The organism is Pseudomonas sp. ZS1P83, assembly GCF_054897825.1.
Genome location: NZ_CM142706.1, coordinates 3,630,978 through 3,647,500 on the forward strand (window position 1 = coordinate 3,630,978; position 16,523 = coordinate 3,647,500).

Genomic DNA, 16,523 nt, shown 5'->3' on the forward strand with positions numbered 1-16,523 from the left:
CGGGAAGCACAAAGGCACGTCGTCCCTATAAAACGAATGCAGACCGGAAAAATTAGCGAATGAGAACAAGTATCAGAAAGGAGGTAAACGAGGGGAGACCGTGTCAGGCGCTGGCGGCCATGGCATGCCGCCGATGATGAACCTCAAGCTGATCCTTGATCACCCGCAACACCTTGGCCTCGTGCTCATGGATGAAGAAATGACCGCCTGCGAGCATGTCCACCGAGAAACTGCCACGGGTTTCCTTGCTCCAGCCGATCAGCTGCTCGGTGGTGGCGCGGTCGGCCTTGCCGCCGAGCACATGGATCGGGCACTTGAGCAACGGGCGCTGCTGCGGGTCGAAACGTCCGCACAATAGAAAGTCCGCGCGCAGCACCGGCAGCGTCAGGCTCATCAGCTCTTCATTGGCTAGCACCTCTTCACTGGTGCCGTTGAGGGTGCGCAATTGCTCAATCAATTCGGAATCGGTTTTAGGCTCGGCGAAACCGCGATCGTAGTCGGCACGCAGGGTCGGTGCGGCGGTGCCCGACGCAAACAGCGCCACCGGTTCCGGACAGCCCAGCGAGCGAAACGCATGGGCCATCTCACAGGCCAGCAACGCGCCAAGGCTATGGCCGAACAGCGCGTACGGCGCCTTGAGCGAGGCTTTTTGTTCCTGTGCGAGTTGCAGCGCCAAGCGCCGCATGTCGGTGTGCAAGGGTTCGCCAAACCGGGCGCCACGCCCCGGAAGTTCCACGGGTTGCAGCTTGAGCCACTCCGGCAGTTTGCGCCGCCAGCGGCTGTAGACCATGGCGCTCGCGCCCGAATAGGGCAGGCAGAGCAATGTCAGCTGGGTCACCGGGCTTACCTCGAAAAGTTGTCTGTTAAGAGAACGGATGAGCGCCGCGGGGAATTAGTCGTCTCTGAAGACGCCTTCGCGGGCAAGTCGGATCGCCGCCCGCTCGCTCCTACGGTCCGGTTTGAGCCTGTAGGAGCGAGCGGGCGGCGATCCGACTTGCCCGCGAAAGAGACGCCGCGAATGTCACTGAACGAATGCCTATTTAAGGTGGCGGAAGCTTTGGACTGCCGAACCGAGCACCACGGCGCCAGCCACAATCGCCACCCAGAACCCGCTACGCGCCCCGAACGCATCCGCCAGCCACCCGGAACTGGCCGCGCCGATCGCCACGCCGATGCTCAACCCGGTCACCAGCCAGGTCAGGCCTTCAGTGAGTTTGGCCGGCGGCACGATGCGCTCCACCAACGCCATCGCAACAATCAGCGTCGGCGCAAAGAACAACCCGGCGACGAACACCGCCAGCGACAGCCCGAGAATGTTCGTCGCCAGCAGCAACGGCAACGTGGTCACCGCCGTCGCCACTCCGCCGTAAAGAAACAGTCGCGGCAGCGGCACTTTCGAGCGCAACGCCCCGAACGCCAATCCCGCCAGGCAGGAACCGATGGCATACACCGACAGCACAATGCTCGCCGCCGCCGGCTGGCCCTGCTGCTGGGCGAACGCCACGCTGACCACGTCCACCACGCCGACGATAGTGCCCATCGCGACCATCAACAGCATCAGCAACTGAATCTCGCCAGAACGAATGATCGAACCTTGATGATGTTCTTCATGAGGATGAATCGCCGGCTCGGTGTTACGTTGCAGCACAAACGCCGTGACCCCGATCGCCAGCATCAGTAACGCCGCCAATGGCCCGGCTTCGGGAAACGCCGCCACGCACAACCCCACCGACAGTGGCGGCCCGACAATAAAGCAGACTTCGTCCAGCACCGACTCCAGGGCATAGGCAGTTTGCAGTTCGGGCTTGCCGCGATACACCTCGGTCCAGCGTGCCCGCACCATAGCCGACATGCTCGGCATGCAACCGGCCAGCGCTGCGAACAAAAACAACGTCCACTGCGGCGCCTGCAAGCGAGTGCAAAGCAACACCAGCAACAACGCCCCGCCACCGATCAGCGCCGATACCGGCAAGATCCGCCGCTGCCCGAAACGGTCCACCAACCGCGAAACCTGCGGCGCGCAAAACGCCGTGGCCAGGGCAAACGTCGCCGCCACCGCACCAGCCAATCCGTAACCACCCTGCAATTGCGAGAGCATGGTGATCAGGCCGATGCCGGTCATGGAAATCGGCATGCGCGCGATCATGCCGGCCAGCACGAACGCTCGGCTGCCGGGGGCGTTGAATAGTTCGCGGTAGGGGTTTGCCATGGTTCGGGTCTCAACAAGGGCCTGCAAGTTGCCACAAACGCTGAGCGAGGGGAAAGCGGCTAATTGTTGGTTGAATGTGAAGGCTGTCCCCCCTAGACCTGATCGTTTTTGATCGTTCCCACGCTCCGCGTGGGAATGCAGCCTGGGACGCTCTGCGTCCCGAATGGACGCGGAGCGTCCGGTGAGGCATTCCCACGCAGAGCGTGGGAACGATCAGGCGGCCAGGCAATCAGCTGACGAAACTTTCATGGTTCGACGTGAACTCTCGCCATCGCACGCCAGTCAGCTAATTAAGCCCTCGACTCAAGGCCTTAACCTTCATGCAGATTTCCCTCGACCAACAAGTCGCCCTGATCACCGGCGCCAGTTCCGGCATCGGCGCAGGCGCTGCCAAGGCCCTGGCCGCCGCCGGTGCCGCCGTGGTGATCAACTACAATTCCCAGGCCGCCCCCGCGGAGGAGCTCGCCCGGACGATCAATGCTGAAGGCGGTCGAGCCATCGCCATTGGCGCCGATGTCTCCAAAGAAGAAGACGTCGAACGGTTATTTGCACAAACCCTCGAAGCCTTCGGTTTTCTGGACATTCTGGTCGCCAACTCAGGCCTGCAGAAAGACGCACCGGCGGTGGGCATGAGCCTCGACGACTGGAACCAGGTGATCGGCGTCAACCTCACCGGCCAGTTCCTCTGCGCCCGCGCCGCCCTGCGAATTTTCAACCAACAAGGCATTCGCGAAGGCGTCTCGCGGGCCGCGGGCAAGATCATTCACATGAGTTCGGTGCACCAGCGCATTCCCTGGGCCGGTCGCGTCAATTACGCCGCGTCCAAGGGCGGCGTGGACATGCTGATGCAAACCCTCGCCCAGGAAGTCAGCCACCAGCGGATCCGCATCAACGGCATCGCGCCGGGCGCCATTCGCACGGCGATCAACCGCGCCGCCACCGAAGGCGAGCACGAGCAGGAACTGCTCAAACTCATTCCTTATGGCCGCGTTGGCGATGTCGAGGATATCGCCAACGGGGTGGTCTTCCTCGCCTCCGATGCCTCCGACTACATTGTCGGTACCACCCTGTTCATCGACGGCGGCATGAGCCTTTATCCGGAGTTTCGCGGCAATGGCTGATCATCATCCCGAAAAACAAAGCGCTATCGATGCCCATGGCATCATCGGCGACATGCGCAGCGCGGCACTGGTCAACGACAAGGGCAGCGTGGATTTTTTCTGCTGGCCCGAATTCGATAGCCCATCGATCTTCTGCTCGCTGCTGGACACGCCTGAGGCCGGGATTTTCCAATTGTCCCCGGATTTACCCGACGCTCGCCGTGAACAGATTTACCTGCCCGACACCAATGTGCTGCAAACCCGATGGCTCAGCGACCGCGCAGTCGTCGAAGTCACCGATCTGCTGCCCATCGGCGACAACGAAGATGACACGCCGGTGCTGATGCGCCGGGTGCGTGTGGTCAGCGGCCAGGCAACGTTTCACATGCGCTGCGCCGTGCGTCATGACTACGCTCGCGCCAAGACCCGCGCGCGCATGGATGAAGAGGACGTGACTTTCGAGGCCGCCGATCAGCCGTCCCTGCGCCTGTCTTCGGACCAGGTTTTACGTATCGACGGCCATGCGGCGGTCGCCGAATTCACCCTTGAACAGGACCAGAGCGCCGAATTCATGCTGGGCGGTATCGACGACCCGCGGTTCAAGGAAGGCGCCGCCACGATATGCCTGGAGCGGACCCTGAAGTTCTGGCGTGACTGGATCGGCCAATCCAACTACCGCGGCCGCTGGCGGGAGATGGTCAATCGTTCGGCCCTGGCGCTGAAGCTACTGACCTCGCGCAAGCATGGCGCAATCCTCGCCGCCGCGACCTTCGGCCTGCCGGAAACGCCTGGCGGCGAGCGCAACTGGGACTACCGCTACACGTGGATCCGCGACGCCTCGTTCACCGTCTACGCGTTCATGCGCCTGGGCTTCGTCGAGGAAGCCAACGCCTACATGAGTTGGTTGCGCGGGCGAGTCAGCGATTGCCACGGTAAATCGATGAAACTCAACATTCTCTACGCCATCGACGGCCGCCAGGAATTGCCGGAGACCGAACTCTCGCACCTCTCTGGCCATGGCGGGGCAACACCGGTACGGATCGGCAATCAGGCTTACGACCAGATCCAGCTCGACATCTTCGGCGAGTTGATGGACGCGGTGTACCTGGTCAACAAGTACGGCGACGCCATCTCCCATGAAGGCTGGAAACACGCTGTGGAAGTGGTCGATCAGGTCTGCGAAACCTGGGAGCAAAAGGACGTCGGGATCTGGGAAATGCGCGGCGAACAACATCACTTCCTGCACTCGCGACTGATGTGCTGGGTCGCATTGGACCGGGCCATTCGCCTGGCTTCCAAACGCTCACTGCCCGCCCCGTTCGCCCGCTGGGACCAGACCCGACAGGCGATCTACGCCGACATTTGGGAAAACTTCTGGAACGAAGAACGCGGGCACTTCGTCCAGCACATCGGCGGCACCGCCCTCGACGGCTCAATGCTGCTGATGCCGCTGGTGCGCTTCGTCAGCGCCAAGGATCCGCGCTGGCTCGCGACCCTCGACGCTATCGAAAAGAATCTGGTGCGCGATGGAATGGTTTACCGCTATCGCAATGACGACGCTCGAATAGACGGCCTCGACGGCACCGAAGGTGCATTCGCCGCGTGCTCGTTCTGGTACGTCGAATGTTTGGCCCGCGCCGGCCAGGTGGAAAAGGCGCATCTGGAATTTGAACAGCTGCTGAGGTACGCCAACCCGCTGGGGTTATACGCCGAAGAGTTCGACAGCCATGCGCGGCATCTGGGGAATACGCCGCAAGCGCTGACGCATTTGGCGCTGATCAGTGCGGCGAGTTTTCTGGATCGGAAACTGAATGGGGAGAAGAATTTCTGGCAGCCTTGAGACCGAGTCGCCCCCTTGCCACAGGTTGTGTGTAGGCCAAAGCCTTACATTTCATAAACAAAACCCGCCTCCACCCCCCGAAAATCCTTTGTTGCCAGCCGTTACATCCCCCCCTACCATCCACCGTCAACGGGTACAGCGGAGCTGTCCAACAAAACCCGAATTCAAGGAACCAGAATGACCCAGCGCATCCACCGCAGCATTGACACCCCACTCAGGTCCGGCCTGAACCGCGACGAATTGTGGGAAGCCCACGACAAAGGCCTGATCAAATGCTGGGAGATCGGCCGCCAACGTGCCGCCCGCTTCCCCGAACTCGCCCAACGATGCCTTGCCGGCGAACTGCCGGTGCTGGGCTGGAAAGGTGGCGTCAGCCGGAGCCTGAGAAAACTCGAAAAATACGGATCCCTCAAATACCTCGCTCAGTGGCAGGGGTTGCGCGGGGAAGATCTGGATATCGATCTGAGTGAAGAACGGGCGTTGACCTGTTCGCGGACAAAAATGGTGGTGACGTTTACGCCGGATCGGTCAAAGTACTTTAATCAGGTGGCGGAAATCGAAGTCTAGGAAATCCGCAAGAACAACCTCTCTGGAGTGTCGAATGAACAATGAAGCGCGGATCCACTTCACCAAAACTCCAAGCTTGTCTCTCGCCTACGAAGAACACGGCCGCACAACCGGCGACCCCGTCATCCTCCTCCACGGTTTCCCCTACTCCCCGCGCGCCTACGACGAAATCGCCCCAGCCCTCGCCGCAAAGGGCTACCGCGTCATCGTCCCCTACCTGCGCGGTTACGGCCCGACCCGTTTCAACAACTCCGACACCCTGCGCTCCGGACAACAAGCCGCGCTCGCCCAGGATTTGCTGGATTTGATGGACGGCCTCGCCATTCAACAAGCCGCCCTGTGCGGCTACGACTGGGGCGGTCGGGCGGCGTGCATCGTGGCGGCGCTATGGCCCGAGCGGGTTCGTTGCCTGGTGACCGGCGACGGTTACAACCTTCAGAACATTCCCCATTCCACCGAACCGTTGGACCCGCAAACCGAGCACCGCCTCTGGTATCAGTACTACTTCCACACACCACGCGGCGTCGAAGGCCTGACGAAAAATCGCCGAGCCTTGTGCGAATTGCTCTGGACGTTGTGGTCACCCACCTGGAGCAAAGGCCCTGAGTTGTACCCGTTAAGCGCACCGGCCTTCGATAATCCGGATTTCGTCGATGTGGTGATTCACTCCTACCGCCATCGGTTCAAGTACGCACCCGGCGACCCGGCGCTGGAGTGGATTGAAGAAGCGCTGACCCGACAGCCGCCGATCAGCGTACCGACGATTTCCCTGTGCGGCGCTGACGATGGCGTTGGACCGGCACTGGGGATCGACGAAGACATCGCCCATTTCACCGGGCGTTATGAGCGGCGAGTGCTGGCGGGCGTCGGGCATAACATTCCCGAAGAAGCGCCCGAGGCGACGGTCAGAGCGTTACTGGATCTGCTGGAGGGCTGACGCTGAAACGCTCGCGATAGGCCTGCGGGGTCACGCCCATGGCCCGCAGAAAACTGCGCCGAAGCGTCTCTTCGCTACCGAATCCACATTGCACCGCCAGCCGCTTGATCGGCACACCGGTGTCGCTGAGCAAACGTCTGGCGGTCTCGACCCGAATCAGTTCGATGGCCCGGGCTGGCGTCTGGCCGGTGTCGGCGCGGTAGTGACGCACGAAGCTGCGTTCGCTCATGCCCGCCTGCAAGGCCAGGGTCGGGATGCCCAAATCCTTTGTGAGGTTTTCACTGATCCAGGCGTGAAGTTCGTCGAAACGGTTGCCCTCCTTTTGCAAAGAGAGGGTCACGCTGAACTGCGACTGGCCGCCGGGCCGTTTCAGGAACACCACCAGTTGCCGGGCGACTTCCATGGCCATCGTGCGGCCAAGATCTTCTTCAACCATCGCCAGCGCAAGGTCGATGCCAGCGGTGACCCCGGCCGAGGTCCAGACCGGGCCGTCATTGATGAAAATCGGATTAGGTTCAACCTGCAGCCGCGGATGCTCTTGCGCCAACTGCTCGCAACGCGTCCAGTGAGTGACCACCCGCCGGCCATCGAGCCAGCCGCTGGCCGCCAGCAAAAATGCCCCGGTGCACACCGACGACACCCGCCGACACCCCGTCGCATGCTCACGCACCCACGCCACCAACGGTAGGTCTTGCGCCGCGTCGTAAACACCCCAGCCACCGGCAATGATCAACGTGTCACTGCCCTGCTCGGGCAACGGTTCGGCGAGCAGCGCCAGCCCCGCCGACGACATGACCGCCCCGCCGCCGCTGGCAATCACCGTCGGCGCGTAAGGCGGCGGCAAGCCTTTCTGGCGAGCAATATCGTTGGCCGAGGCGAACACCTGCAACGGCCCGGTGACGTCGAGCAATTGCACATGGGCAAAGGCAAGTACGTGAATGGTTTTCGGCATGATTGGCGTAATTCGTGGGGTTATTGGCGTATACGCCAAATCCTACGAGCCTAAAGTGAAGGCGTCTACCCCCACATGAGAAAAATGCCATGACGTTGCAGATCGGTTTTCTGTTGTTTCCACAGGTTCAGCAACTGGACCTCACCGGCCCTTACGACGTACTGGCCTCGCTGCCGGACGTGAAGGTGCATTTGATCTGGAAGGACCTGATGCCGGTCACCGCGAGCACGGGCCTGGTGCTGAAACCGACCACCACGTTCGACGATTGCCCGCCGCTGGATGTGATCTGCATCCCCGGCGGCAGCGGCGTCGGGCCGTTGATGGAGGATGAAGAGACGCTGGCCTTCATCAAAGTTCAGGCCGCCAACGCGCGTTACATCACGTCGGTCTGCACCGGCGCGCTGGTGCTCGGCGCGGCGGGTCTGCTAAAGGGCAAACGCGCCACCACTCATTGGGCCTATCACGAATTGCTGGCGCCTTTGGGTGCGATCCCGGTGAAGGATCGAGTGGTGCGCGACGGCAATCTGCTGACCGGTGGCGGGATCACGGCGGGCATCGATTTTGCCCTGACGCTGGCCGCGGAGTTGTTCGATAAGGACACGGCAGAGCTGGTGCAGTTGCAGTTGGAATATGCTCCGGCGCCGCCGTTTACTTCAGGCAGTCCTGAGACAGCGCCGGTCAGCGTGCTGGAGGAAGCACGGAAACGTGCTGCCGGATCGTTGAAATTGCGCTCGGAAATTACCGAGCGTGTTGCGGCGAAGCTTGATCGGGCGTCAGTACGTTGATCCGTTCCTCGGTGCTGCCAGCGCCCGGCTGCATCGAGGACTTTCCATTGCCCACAAAAAAACCCGCCTAAGCGGGTTTCTCAAGACCATTGCGACATCCTGTCAGCAGCCATCCGGGCCTATGGTCGATCATCCGTGATCCTGAGTGCATCCTGCGACTCAGTTGATAGACCCAGATTAAACACATCGGCGACGCATCAAAAGACGACATACCAGCGCTCTGGTGTAAGCCATTGACCATTCAGCCATGAAGCCCTCCCCTGTTAGCAGCTGCCAGGGGCATTTTCGACAGGCGAAAAAAAACCCGCCGAAGCGGGTTTTTCCAAGACCATTACGACTCCCTGTCGGTAGCGATTCCTTGCTTATGGTCGATCATCCGTGATCCCGAGCACCTCCTGTGCTTCGGTTGATGAAGCTAGATTACGCTTAGGATCCAATCGGCAATAGTCGACATAGCTACCATCGCGTGTAAGACATTCGCTATAACAGCCCTTCCGAAAACCCTTAGACCGGTCAGGCTTTATTCATAGAGGCCGCGAGTTCAGCGGCCTGCAGCTGACCTTCGGCAGCATACGTCGCAATTAGGTTCGAACAGCCATCACTCTTCCTGGCGCTCGCGTTCCTTGGCACTGACTTTGAGAAACTCTTCGATGTTGTTCATCTGTTCATCCCAACCGCGGCTGTCCATGCGAAACGCCTTGAGCCGGCGCGCCTGAGGAATGTGATCGAAACCGGACTCGGTGACCTTGAGCAACGTGCCTTCATCCATGTCTTCGAGCTCGAACTTCACCAGCGTGGTGGGCTCCTGGGAGTAATCGACTTCCGGCTCCACGGCATACGGGTGCCAGCGAAACGAAAACACTCGTTCCGGCTCGACCCGCTCCACCAGCGCATTCCACAGCAAGTGCTCATATCCGGGATACGTAATCTGCCCCTGGGTCCATTCACCGGCGACAAAACGCTTGCCTTCCAGCGCCACGCCAAACCACTGCCCGAAGGCTTCGGCATTGGCCAGCACGCGCCAGACCTGCGAACGCGGCGTTTTGAGCAGGATCTTCCTTTCGATGCGATCTGATGCTGGATTCATAAGTCACCTCCTGTACTGAACAGTAGGCCTGTAAGACCACAAGACCAACCCTATAGTTGTATCAATCGGGTATCGCAATCAACCCTGTACGAAATATCCGGCGGCATTTCTGCCCCTGAGCACCGGTTTGAAGAAAAGAGTCAGCGGATTGAAGCTGCTAACGTTTGCAAACCAGACAAGAAGATTAGCCCCACACTCACTCACGCTCTCAGGGAAACATCATGAATAGCCTTCATGGCAGCTGTTTGTGTAAAGCCATCGAATACGAACTCGATTGTCTCGACATGCCCATCAGTCATTGTCACTGTCAAACCTGCCGAAAAGCACATGCTGGGGCATTCGCCTCGACAGCCGGGGTCATGCGCGAACATTTTCGCTGGACCAAAGGTCAGGACCATCTGAGCAGCTATGAATCTTCGCCGGGCAAGCTTCGGCATTTCTGTTCGGTATGCGGTTCACATTTGATGGCGGAGCGCTTGGCCCAACCCCACGTCATTGTTCGTGTGGCAACCCTGGACGATGATCCTAAAATGACGCCGCAGGCCCATATCTGGACGTCACATGATGTGCCGTGGCTCAACTACGAGTCGATCGAAAATTACCTTGAATGGCAGGCATAGCCAGGCCAATGCGTCGCGCTACACTGCACCTCAACTTTCCACGTCAAAGCGAGAATCCCTATGCACCCACGCTTTCTTCTGGCGCTGACGCCTCTGCTGTTCACCACCGCTGCTTATGCTGTGGACTGCGACAACGCCGCCGATCAGGCCGCGATGAATCAGTGCGTGGCGCAGCAGCACAAGGCGGCGGATAAGGAGTTGAACGCGCTTTACCAGCAGATCAACGCGCGTTTGAAGAGCAACCCCGAAAGCAAAAAACTGCTGATCGGGGCGCAGCGTTCGTGGATTGCGTTTCGCGATGCCGAGTGCAAGTTCTCGAGCGCCGGGGTGGAAGGTGGGAGTGTGTATCCGCTGATCTACAGCACCTGTGTGACTGAGTTGACCAAGGCGCGGGTGGAGACTTTCAAGAATTATTTGAAGTGTCAGGAGGGGGATTTGAGTTGCCCGGTGCCCGGATCTTGATACTCGATTGTTAGTGAGGTTCGTAGGATCGCCACCCGGCAACTTGATGCTGCCAATCTGCTTCATGCTTTCGGGATCAAAAATCGCCACATTGTTAAACGTCCCCGCCACGTAGATCTTGCTGCCGTCCTTGTTGAAGGAAATGCAGTAGTAGGAATGATCCAGCGTCGCCGCCTGGAGCACTTTCTTCCCCTTGATGTCGTACTTCGCCAAGCGGTTGAGCACGCCGAACATCAGGTTCGGATCCTTCGGCGAGCGCATGCCGCTGAAGTAGATTTCCGTCAGAGGGCCGAAGTCGGTGGTTTCGGTCTTGCCGGTTTTCAGGTCGATGCTGAACAGCCCGTAAAGGTACTCGGCGGTCAACGGATCCTGCTTCTTGTCCTTGAATTTCGCGGCGGTGTAGAGCAACGAGAAGTCATGGCGATAGGTCTGCTGGTTCCACACGTAGAGCACGTCCGGCGCGCTGTAGTTTGCCCGTTTCCAGTGACGTCTGGGGATCAGCACATCGAACTTGCCGGTTTTTACATCGACCTTGTAGATGTCCGCCCCCGCCACATACAGCGTGCCGTCGTCACCGCTCTGCATGATCGTCAATTGCCTTGGTGTTCATCTGGGCGCGCCGTCGCTGATTTATCGACCAATAGGCAGGCTCGCTTACGGTGTCTTCGCTGATGCAGGTTATCTGAAGCGGTATCCAGGGGTGACTCCGGCCACTGCGGTCAATATTGCCTTGCTTCCTCCGCTGGACATGTTGCCGCAAATGCGTGCGGCAAGGGCCGCGGGTCTGGAGCGCGCGCAGATCAGCGTGAACTCGTTCGCGGTTCAGCTCGAATCGGTGAGGCGAGGAATGGGTGTGGCAGTACTGCACCGTATTCTGGCGAAGGACCTGATCGAGGTGTGGGGTTGTGGATTTCGATATCCAGCTGTTATGGAGTCGTGTGCAGAAAATGAGTCAGGCAAAAGCCGTGTTTCTCGAAAGCTTCCAGTACATGCTCAGTATTCGTGAGCCGGTGCTGTGAAGCTTTGACCGCTTAGACGTGAGGGTCGCCCGGCACTTTGCTCGGTGTAGCGTATTGCGGCTTCAAGTGACCGTCCTGATCGAGTAACCAGGCATCCATGATCTGCCGCACCACAGGACCGGCGACTCGACCGCCGGCCTCGCCGTTTTCGATCATCACCGAGATGACAATCTTCGGATGTTCGGCCGGGGCAAAACCGACGAACAAAGCGTTGTCGCGGTTACGCTCCAGGGTTTTCGCCCGGTTGTAGCGCTCGCCCTGCTTGATCGCCACCACTTGCGCGGTACCACTCTTGCCGGCGATGCGGTATTGAGCCCCCGCCGCTGCCGCCCGGGCAATCCCGCGAGCATCGTGCATCACCATTTGCATTCCATGGTTGACCTGCTCCCAGTCACGCGGGTCTTTCAACAGGATGTTTGGCATCGGGTGCTCATCCACTGGTGCAACACCGTCCACGGTCTTGGCCAGGTGCGGGCGATTCCAGACACCTTTGTTGGCGATCAGCGCTGTGGCTTGGGCGAGCTGCAGCGGCGTGACCTGCATGTAGCCCTGGCCAATGCCGAGGATTACGGTTTCACCCGGAAACCATGCCTGACGGCGCGTGGCGCGCTTCCAGGCTTGCGATGGCATCAGGCCGGCAGACTCTTCGAACATGTCCAGCGAGACTTTCTCGCCGAGGCCGAACATGGCCATGTAGTCATGCAGTCGGTCGATGCCCAGCTTGTGCGCCAGGTCGTAGAAGTAGGTGTCGTTTGAGCGCATGATCGCCGCATCCATGTCCACCCAGCCATCGCCGCTGTGGTTCCAGTTACGGTATTTATGATCGAAGTCCGGCAGCTGGTAGTAACCAGGGTCGAAGACGCGGGTCTGTGGGGTGACGACGCCGGCGTCCAGGCCAGCTATGGCCACTTCCGGCTTGATGGTCGAACCCGGCGCGTAGAGGCCGCGCAGTACGCGGTTGAACAACGGCCGGTCGATGGAGTCGTGCAGCGCCGCGTACTCCTTGAAGCTGATCCCGGTGACGAACAGGTTCGGGTCGAAGCTTGGCTTGCTGACCATCGCGAGCACTTCACCGGTCGACGGATCGAGAGCCACCACCGAACCGCGACGGTCGCCCAAGGCCTCCTCGGCGGCTTCCTGAAGCTTGACGTCGAGGCTCAGTACAATGTTTTTGCCGGGGATCGGATCGGTGTGCTTGAGTATCCGCAGGACCCGGCCCTGAGCGTTGGTTTCGACTTCTTCGTAACCCACCTGGCCGTGCAACTGCGACTCGTAGAATTTTTCGACGCCGGTCTTGCCGATGGATTGAGTGCCACGGTATTCCACCGTGTCCAGGGCTTTGGATTCTTTCTCGTTGATGCGGCCGACGTAGCCAATCGAATGCGCAAAGTGTGCGCCCATCGGGTAGTGGCGAACGAATTGTGGCTCTACGTCGATCCCCGTCAGACGGAACTCGTTGACCGCCAACACGGCGATTTGTTCTTCGCTGAGCTCGTAGAACAAGGTGACCGGCACGAATGGATGCCGGGCCTGCTTCATTGCCTTGTCAAACAGCGTTCGATCTTCCGTCGGCAAGTGCAGAAGGTTGACCACCTCATCCAGTTCTTCTTTGACATCGGAGGCGCGTTCGCGGGTGATGGTCAGGTTGAAGCTGGGCCGGTTATCCGCCAGAACCACGCCGTTGCGGTCGTAGATCAGCCCGCGGGTTGGGGTGATCGGCAGGACATGGACGCGGTTGTTTTCGGAGATCGTCGAGTGATAGTCAAATTCGACCACTTGAAGGACATACATGCGCACGACCAGCGCGCAGGTAATGGCAACAACGAACAGGGCGCAAGCCATCAGTCTTTTGTTGACCAGGCGCGTCTCTTTTTCGTGGTCCTTGATCGGTATCGGTTGGGGCATTTCTGCAGCAGCTCTTTGACTGTAAAGGAGGGGTGCCGATCCGTAGGCTTGAAAATCAGTCCGTTCAAAAACGAGCTGCACCATACCAAAAACCGTGCGGTCACTTTAGTGCGATTTCCTCTAACGGTTGTCCTTGAAAGCCAAAATGACGGTCGGATTTTTATGACTCGTGCGTTTGCTCAAGAATGCGGCCATGGCACGCTTGGCTGACAAGGCTGGTTCCCGGGCTCTGCGGGAGCGCGAGTCCCGGTTTACGACCCCGGTTTCGGCGACGCCGCACAGGTCTTCGAAACCTTTCCCTACCTTGGCTACCTGGTAGGGATCACCGACAACATCATGCTGGGTACGGCGGCGGTTGTATTGCTGCTACGTCAGCCTTGGTTAACGCTCAAGGCAGTCAACAGTGTTGATGAGTTGAGTGAAGGACGCTTGCTACTTGGCGTGGCCAGTGGCGACCGACCGATGGAGTATCCGTTGTTGGGTGTGGACTACGATCAGTGGGGGGAGATCTTTCGCGGCAAGGTTAAGTTGTTGCGCAGCCAAGGTGAAGGTCGCCTGCCGGAAGGTGCTCGCGTGTTACCGCAGCGAGATCTGCCAGTGCCATTGCTGGTTGCGGGTCTTGGGCAGCAATCCCCGGCGTGGATTGGCCAATATGGGCGGCTGGCTCGCCTACCCCGGCACTCCAGGGGAACATCGTCGTCGAGTGGGGCTATGGCGGGAGGTCGGTGGCGATAAACCCTATATCAGCTTCGTGCACCTGGATCTGGCAGCCTTAATCGATGAGCTTCAGGCGTTGCATGAGGCCAGTGTGCAGCACGTTGGCTTGCATCTGCGTCGTAGCGAACGACCGGTTGCCGAGGTTATTGACGAGATCGCTGAATACGTGCTGCCGAAGTTTCACTAACGATGCTGCTGGAACCAGGGATAGTCCGTCGACTATCCCTTTTTCGTCACGCCACTTTCCTGCGGACAAAACAAAACCCCTACCTGCATACGCAGATAGGGGTTTCGGAATTTAATCTTGACGATGACCTACTCTCACATGGGGAAACCCCACACTACCATCGGCGATGCATCGTTTCACTGCTGAGTTCGGGATGGGATCAGGTGGTTCCAATGCTCTATGGTCGTCAAGAAATTCGGGAGCCAGGTCGTGGGCCTTTTCAGGTTCACGCTCCAGCGAATGGGTATGCGATAGTTTGGTGTTTTGTGAGTATCTCGAACTTTCGGTTCGTTTCGTCTTCACACACCGCAATCTGGTGCCCTCTCGGGTCAGCAAATTGCTTGGGTGTTATATGGTCAAGCCTCACGGGCAATTAGTATTGGTTAGCTCAACGCCTCACAGCGCTTACACACCCAACCTATCAACGTCGTAGTCTTCGACGGCCCTTCAGGGGACTCAAGGTCCCAGTGAGATCTCATCTTGAGGCTAGTTTCCCGCTTAGATGCTTTCAGCGGTTATCTATTCCGAACATAGCTACCCGGCAATGCCACTGGCGTGACAACCGGAACACCAGAGGTTCGTCCACTCCGGTCCTCTCGTACTAGGAGCAGCCCCTCTCAAATCTCAAACGTCCACGGCAGATAGGGACCGAACTGTCTCACGACGTTCTAAACCCAGCTCGCGTACCACTTTAAATGGCGAACAGCCATACCCTTGGGACCGGCTTCAGCCCCAGGATGTGATGAGCCGACATCGAGGTGCCAAACACCGCCGTCGATATGAACTCTTGGGCGGTATCAGCCTGTTATCCCCGGAGTACCTTTTATCCGTTGAGCGATGGCCCTTCCATACAGAACCACCGGATCACTAAGACCTACTTTCGTACCTGCTCGACGTGTCTGTCTCGCAGTCAAGCGCGCTTTTGCCTTTATACTCTACGACCGATTTCCGACCGGTCTGAGCGCACCTTCGTACTCCTCCGTTACTCTTTAGGAGGAGACCGCCCCAGTCAAACTACCCACCATACACTGTCCTCGATCCGGATAACGGACCTGAGTTAGAACCTCAAAGTTGCCAGGGTGGTATTTCAAGGTTGGCTCCACGCGAACTGGCGTCCACGCTTCAAAGCCTCCCACCTATCCTACACAAGCAAATTCAAAGTCCAGTGCAAAGCTATAGTAAAGGTTCACGGGGTCTTTCCGTCTAGCCGCGGATACACTGCATCTTCACAGCGATTTCAATTTCACTGAGTCTCGGGTGGAGACAGCGCCGCCATCGTTACGCCATTCGTGCAGGTCGGAACTTACCCGACAAGGAATTTCGCTACCTTAGGACCGTTATAGTTACGGCCGCCGTTTACCGGGGCTTCGATCAAGAGCTTCGCGTTAGCTAACCCCATCAATTAACCTTCCGGCACCGGGCAGGCGTCACACCCTATACGTCCACTTTCGTGTTTGCAGAGTGCTGTGTTTTTAATAAACAGTCGCAGCGGCCTGGTATCTTCGACCGGCATGGGCTTACGCAGTAAATGCTTCACCCTCACCGGCGCACCTTCTCCCGAAGTTACGGTGCCATTTTGCCTAGTTCCTTCACCCGAGTTCTCTCAAGCGCCTTGGTATTCTCTACCCAACCACCTGTGTCGGTTTGGGGTACGGTTCCTGGTTACCTGAAGCTTAGAAGCTTTTCTTGGAAGCATGGCATCAACCACTTCGTCACCCAAAGGGTAACTCGTCATCAGCTCTCGGCCTTAGAATCCCGGATTTACCTAAGATTCCAGCCTACCACCTTAAACTTGGACAACCAACGCCAAGCTGGCCTAGCCTTCTCCGTCCCTCCATCGCAATAACCAGAAGTACAGGAATATTAACCTGTTTTCCATCGACTACGCTTTTCAGCCTCGCCTTAGGGACCGACTAACCCTGCGTCGATTAACGTTGCGCAGGAAACCTTGGTCTTTCGGCGTGGGTGTTTTTCACACCCATTGTCGTTACTCATGTCAGCATTCGCACTTCTGATACCTCCAGCAAGCTTCTCAACTCACCTTCACAGGCTTACAGAACGCTCCTCTACCGCATCACCTAAGTGATACCCGTAGCT

At 58.7% G+C, this 16,523-nt stretch carries 14 protein-coding genes, 2 rRNA genes and 3 pseudogenes (1 of these 19 only partly in view); 11 read left to right on the forward strand and 8 right to left on the reverse strand.

Annotated features, from left to right (window positions below; all coding sequences use genetic code 11):
- Positions 1-103: 103 nt before the first annotated feature.
- Positions 104-838 (reverse strand): thioesterase II family protein, encoded by a 735-nt coding sequence (locus ACYZT0_RS17315; RefSeq protein WP_462042274.1) that lies wholly within the window; start codon positions 836-838, stop codon positions 104-106.
- 198 nt (positions 839-1,036) lie between these two features.
- Positions 1,037-2,209 (reverse strand): MFS transporter, encoded by a 1,173-nt coding sequence (locus ACYZT0_RS17320; protein WP_462042275.1) that lies wholly within the window; start codon positions 2,207-2,209, stop codon positions 1,037-1,039.
- Positions 2,210-2,529: 320 nt separating this feature from the next.
- Here ACYZT0_RS17320 and ACYZT0_RS17325 point away from each other — a divergent pair, with 320 nt between their 5' ends.
- The 4 genes from ACYZT0_RS17325 to ACYZT0_RS17340 all read left to right on the forward strand — a co-directional run bounded on the left by ACYZT0_RS17325 (position 2,530) and on the right by ACYZT0_RS17340 (position 6,653).
- Positions 2,530-3,330: an SDR family oxidoreductase gene (locus ACYZT0_RS17325; RefSeq protein ID WP_462042276.1), complete on the forward strand. Its 801-nt coding sequence runs from the start codon at positions 2,530-2,532 to the stop codon at positions 3,328-3,330.
- Positions 3,323-5,149, forward strand: a complete 1,827-nt coding sequence (locus ACYZT0_RS17330) for a glycoside hydrolase family 15 protein (RefSeq protein ID WP_462042277.1) — start codon at positions 3,323-3,325, stop codon at positions 5,147-5,149. The genes ACYZT0_RS17325 and ACYZT0_RS17330 overlap by 8 nt, the downstream gene beginning before the upstream one ends.
- Positions 5,150-5,326: 177 nt before the next feature.
- Positions 5,327-5,716, forward strand: a complete 390-nt coding sequence (locus ACYZT0_RS17335) for a hypothetical protein (RefSeq protein ID WP_462042278.1) — start codon at positions 5,327-5,329, stop codon at positions 5,714-5,716.
- Between the two features lie 34 nt (positions 5,717-5,750).
- A complete protein-coding gene (locus ACYZT0_RS17340; protein ID WP_462042279.1) occupies positions 5,751-6,653 on the forward strand; it encodes an alpha/beta fold hydrolase in 903 nt (300 codons plus the stop codon).
- Here ACYZT0_RS17340 and ACYZT0_RS17345 read toward each other — a convergent pair.
- A complete protein-coding gene (locus tag ACYZT0_RS17345) occupies positions 6,622-7,605 on the reverse strand; it encodes a GlxA family transcriptional regulator (RefSeq protein ID WP_462042280.1) in 984 nt (327 codons plus the stop codon). The two genes, ACYZT0_RS17340 and ACYZT0_RS17345, sit on opposite strands and share 32 nt — an antisense overlap.
- A gap of 89 nt (positions 7,606-7,694) precedes the next feature.
- On the opposite strand from ACYZT0_RS17345, the gene inhA reads away from it, so the two are divergent.
- A complete protein-coding gene (inhA, locus tag ACYZT0_RS17350) occupies positions 7,695-8,390 on the forward strand; it encodes an isonitrile hydratase (protein ID WP_462042281.1) in 696 nt (231 codons plus the stop codon).
- Positions 8,391-8,988: 598 nt separating this feature from the next.
- Here inhA and ACYZT0_RS17355 read toward each other — a convergent pair.
- Positions 8,989-9,477 (reverse strand): SRPBCC family protein, encoded by a 489-nt coding sequence (locus tag ACYZT0_RS17355; protein WP_462042282.1) that lies wholly within the window; start codon positions 9,475-9,477, stop codon positions 8,989-8,991.
- A gap of 221 nt (positions 9,478-9,698) precedes the next feature.
- On the opposite strand from ACYZT0_RS17355, the gene ACYZT0_RS17360 reads away from it, so the two are divergent.
- Together ACYZT0_RS17360 and ACYZT0_RS17365 are read left to right on the forward strand one after the other, a co-directional pair.
- On the forward strand, positions 9,699-10,097 hold the full coding sequence (locus ACYZT0_RS17360; protein WP_462042283.1) for a GFA family protein: 399 nt from the start codon (positions 9,699-9,701) through the stop codon (positions 10,095-10,097).
- 60 nt (positions 10,098-10,157) lie between these two features.
- Complete coding sequence (locus ACYZT0_RS17365) at positions 10,158-10,559, forward strand: lysozyme inhibitor LprI family protein (protein ID WP_462042284.1); 402 nt, start codon at positions 10,158-10,160, stop codon at positions 10,557-10,559.
- Between the two features lie 27 nt (positions 10,560-10,586).
- On the opposite strand, the pseudogene peaD reads toward ACYZT0_RS17365, so the two are convergent.
- Positions 10,587-11,162: pseudogene (gene peaD / locus ACYZT0_RS17370) on the reverse strand (quinohemoprotein amine dehydrogenase subunit beta); the annotation flags it as partial.
- Positions 11,163-11,166: 4 nt separating this feature from the next.
- On the opposite strand from peaD, the pseudogene ACYZT0_RS17375 reads away from it, so the two are divergent.
- Positions 11,167-11,460: pseudogene (locus tag ACYZT0_RS17375) on the forward strand (LysR substrate-binding domain-containing protein); the annotation flags it as partial.
- Positions 11,459-11,578: pseudogene (locus ACYZT0_RS17380) on the forward strand (LysR family transcriptional regulator); the annotation flags it as partial. The pseudogenes ACYZT0_RS17375 and ACYZT0_RS17380, both read left to right, overlap by 2 nt.
- A 12-nt stretch (positions 11,579-11,590) precedes the next feature.
- Here the strand turns inward: ACYZT0_RS17380 and mrdA are convergent.
- Complete coding sequence (gene mrdA, locus ACYZT0_RS17385; protein WP_462042285.1) at positions 11,591-13,483, reverse strand: penicillin-binding protein 2; 1,893 nt, start codon at positions 13,481-13,483, stop codon at positions 11,591-11,593.
- Between the two features lie 336 nt (positions 13,484-13,819).
- On the opposite strand from mrdA, the gene ACYZT0_RS17390 reads away from it, so the two are divergent.
- On the forward strand, positions 13,820-14,218 hold the full coding sequence (locus ACYZT0_RS17390) for an LLM class flavin-dependent oxidoreductase (RefSeq protein ID WP_462042286.1): 399 nt from the start codon (positions 13,820-13,822) through the stop codon (positions 14,216-14,218).
- A complete protein-coding gene (locus ACYZT0_RS17395) occupies positions 14,103-14,387 on the forward strand; it encodes a hypothetical protein (RefSeq protein ID WP_462046658.1) in 285 nt (94 codons plus the stop codon). The genes ACYZT0_RS17390 and ACYZT0_RS17395 overlap by 116 nt, the downstream gene beginning before the upstream one ends.
- Positions 14,388-14,502: 115 nt before the next feature.
- Here ACYZT0_RS17395 and rrf read toward each other — a convergent pair.
- Together rrf and ACYZT0_RS17405 are read right to left on the reverse strand one after the other, a co-directional pair.
- Positions 14,503-14,618, reverse strand: a 5S ribosomal RNA gene (rrf, locus tag ACYZT0_RS17400).
- 160 nt (positions 14,619-14,778) lie between these two features.
- Positions 14,779-16,523 (reverse strand): 23S ribosomal RNA (locus ACYZT0_RS17405); it runs 1,147 nt beyond the window's last position.

What these genes read in the sequence shown, in the direction of transcription:
- ACYZT0_RS17335 (WP_462042278.1), top strand. Translation starts at nt 5,327, where the DNA reads ATGACCCAGCGCATCCACCGCAGCATTGACACCCCACTCAGGTCCGGC.
- ACYZT0_RS17365 (WP_462042284.1), top strand. Translation starts at nt 10,158, where the DNA reads ATGCACCCACGCTTTCTTCTGGCGCTGACGCCTCTGCTGTTCACCACC.
- ACYZT0_RS17325 (WP_462042276.1), top strand. Translation starts at nt 2,530, where the DNA reads ATGCAGATTTCCCTCGACCAACAAGTCGCCCTGATCACCGGCGCCAGT.
- inhA (WP_462042281.1), top strand. Translation starts at nt 7,695, where the DNA reads ATGACGTTGCAGATCGGTTTTCTGTTGTTTCCACAGGTTCAGCAACTG.
- ACYZT0_RS17360 (WP_462042283.1), top strand. Translation starts at nt 9,699, where the DNA reads ATGAATAGCCTTCATGGCAGCTGTTTGTGTAAAGCCATCGAATACGAA.
- ACYZT0_RS17330 (WP_462042277.1), top strand. Translation starts at nt 3,323, where the DNA reads ATGGCTGATCATCATCCCGAAAAACAAAGCGCTATCGATGCCCATGGC.
- ACYZT0_RS17390 (WP_462042286.1), top strand. Translation starts at nt 13,820, where the DNA reads ATGCTGGGTACGGCGGCGGTTGTATTGCTGCTACGTCAGCCTTGGTTA.
- ACYZT0_RS17355 (WP_462042282.1), bottom strand. Translation starts at nt 9,477, where the DNA reads ATGAATCCAGCATCAGATCGCATCGAAAGGAAGATCCTGCTCAAAACG.
- ACYZT0_RS17340 (WP_462042279.1), top strand. Translation starts at nt 5,751, where the DNA reads ATGAACAATGAAGCGCGGATCCACTTCACCAAAACTCCAAGCTTGTCT.
- mrdA (WP_462042285.1), bottom strand. Translation starts at nt 13,483, where the DNA reads ATGCCCCAACCGATACCGATCAAGGACCACGAAAAAGAGACGCGCCTG.
- ACYZT0_RS17345 (WP_462042280.1), bottom strand. Translation starts at nt 7,605, where the DNA reads ATGCCGAAAACCATTCACGTACTTGCCTTTGCCCATGTGCAATTGCTC.
- ACYZT0_RS17320 (WP_462042275.1), bottom strand. Translation starts at nt 2,209, where the DNA reads ATGGCAAACCCCTACCGCGAACTATTCAACGCCCCCGGCAGCCGAGCG.